1 protein-coding gene is annotated in these 1,870 nt (G+C 68.3%); it reads left to right on the top strand.

The features are described from left to right. Nucleotides 1-1,870 (top strand): AMP-binding protein (locus ACFVZW_RS37035; protein WP_384530997.1); only part of this gene is annotated, 1,870 nt, incomplete at both ends.

Raw genomic sequence — 1,870 nt, 5'->3', positions numbered from 1 at the left:
GCCTACGCCGCACGGAGCGCGGGCCAGGCCCCGGAGTGGGAGCCGCTGCCGGTCCAGTACGCCGACTACGCGCTCTGGCAGCGCGAGCTGCTCGGTGACGAGGCCGACTCCGACAGTGTGATCGCCAACCAACTCACGTACTGGCGTGAGACATTGGCAGGCTACCCGGAAGAGCTGGAGCTTCCCTTCGACCGGTCACGGCCGGCGGTCGCCTCGCACGTCGGCCACCGTGTTCCCCTGGTCGTCCCGGCCGAGGTGCACGCCCGGCTGGTGGAGGTCGCGCGGACCGAGGGTGTGACCACGTTCATGGTCCTCCAGGCCGCCCTGGCGATGACGCTCTCGCGCCTCGGCGCGGGTACGGACATCCCGATCGGTTCGGCGAACGCCGGGCGTACGGACGAAGCCCTCGACGACTTGGTCGGCTTCTTCATCAACACCCTGGTCGTGCGTACGGATCTGTCGGGGGACCCGACGTTCCGCGAGGTTCTGGGCCGGGTGCGGGAGACGAGTCTCTCCGCCCTGGCGCACCAGGAGGTGCCGTTCGAGCGGCTCGTGGAGGAGCTGGCGCCGTCGCGGTCGATGGCCCGGCACCCGTTGTTCCAGGTCCAGTTGGACCTCCAGAACAACGCCGAGGCCGTCCTCGATCTCCCCGGCGTACGGGCCGGGGGCGTCGCGGTCGCGAAGACGGCGGCCAAGTTCGACCTGGAGATCCGGGTCTCCGAGGCCTTCGACGAGCAGGGTGCACCGGCCGGGGTGTGGGGCCAGGTGGTTGCGGCGGCTGATCTGTTCGACCGGGAGACGGTCGAGGGCTTGGGTGAGCGCCTGGTTCGGGTGCTGGGACTGCTGGTCACCGACACCCGTACCCGGCTGAGTGCTCTCCAGGTCCTCGGTGACGTCGAGCGGCGTCGGGTGTTGGTGGAGTGGAATGACACGGCTGCCGATCTGGGGTCGGTGCTGGTGCCGGGGCTGTTTGCGGCGCAGGTGGTGCGGACGCCGGATGCGGTGGCTGTGGTAGGGGGCGGCGAATCGGTCTCGTATGCGGAGCTGGACGCCCGTGCGAACCGGCTGGCCCATTACCTGGTCGGTCAGGGCATTGGTCCGGAGTCGGTGGTGGGTCTGTGTCTGCCGCGTGGGGTCGATGCGGTGGTGGCGGTTCTCGCGGTGTGGAAGGCGGGGGCTGGGTATCTGCCGATTGATCCGGAGTATCCGGCTGAGCGGATCGGGTTCATGCTGTCCGATTCGGGTGCGGTGTTGACGCTGACGACCGAGGAGATCCTTGGTGATCTGCCGGCCGGTCGGAACCGGTTCGTGGCCCTGGACGGCGCGCTGCTGGGGATGCAGCTTGCGGCGGCTTCGGCGGAGTCGCCCGAGGTGACGGTTGCTGCTGAGGGGCTTGCGTACGTCATCTACACCTCGGGTTCGACGGGCCGGCCGAAGGGTGTGGCTGTCACTCATGGTGGTCTGGCGAACTATGTGGCCTGGGCCGCTGATGCCTACCGGATGGCGCAGGGTGGTGGTGCTCCGCTGCATTCGTCGCTGGCTTTCGATCTGACGGTGACCAGTGTTCTGGTGCCGTTGGTGTCCGGTTCGACAGTGGTGGCGAGTGAGGTTGGTGGAGCCGAGGGGCTGGCGGAGCTGATCCGGGAGCCTGGTGGTTTTGGTCTGGTCAAGGCCGTTCCTGCTCATCTGCCGCTGCTGGTGGAGATGCTCGACGACGCTTCGGTCGCCTCTTCCGCTCGTACGTGGGTGGTCGGTGGTGAGGCTCTGCCTGGTGCGGTGGTTCGTGACTGGCTGTCGCGGGCTCCGGGGTCGGTGGTCGTGAATGAGTACGGGCCGACGGAGGCGGTGGTCGGGTGCTGTGTCTTCGAGA

Source organism: Streptomyces sp. NPDC059567, assembly GCF_042735655.1.
In the GTDB taxonomy this organism is placed as follows: Bacteria; Actinomycetota; Actinomycetes; order Streptomycetales; family Streptomycetaceae; genus Streptomyces.
The sequence above is the reverse complement of the archived record's forward strand: the minus strand, read 5'-3'. Positions and strand labels throughout refer to the sequence as shown.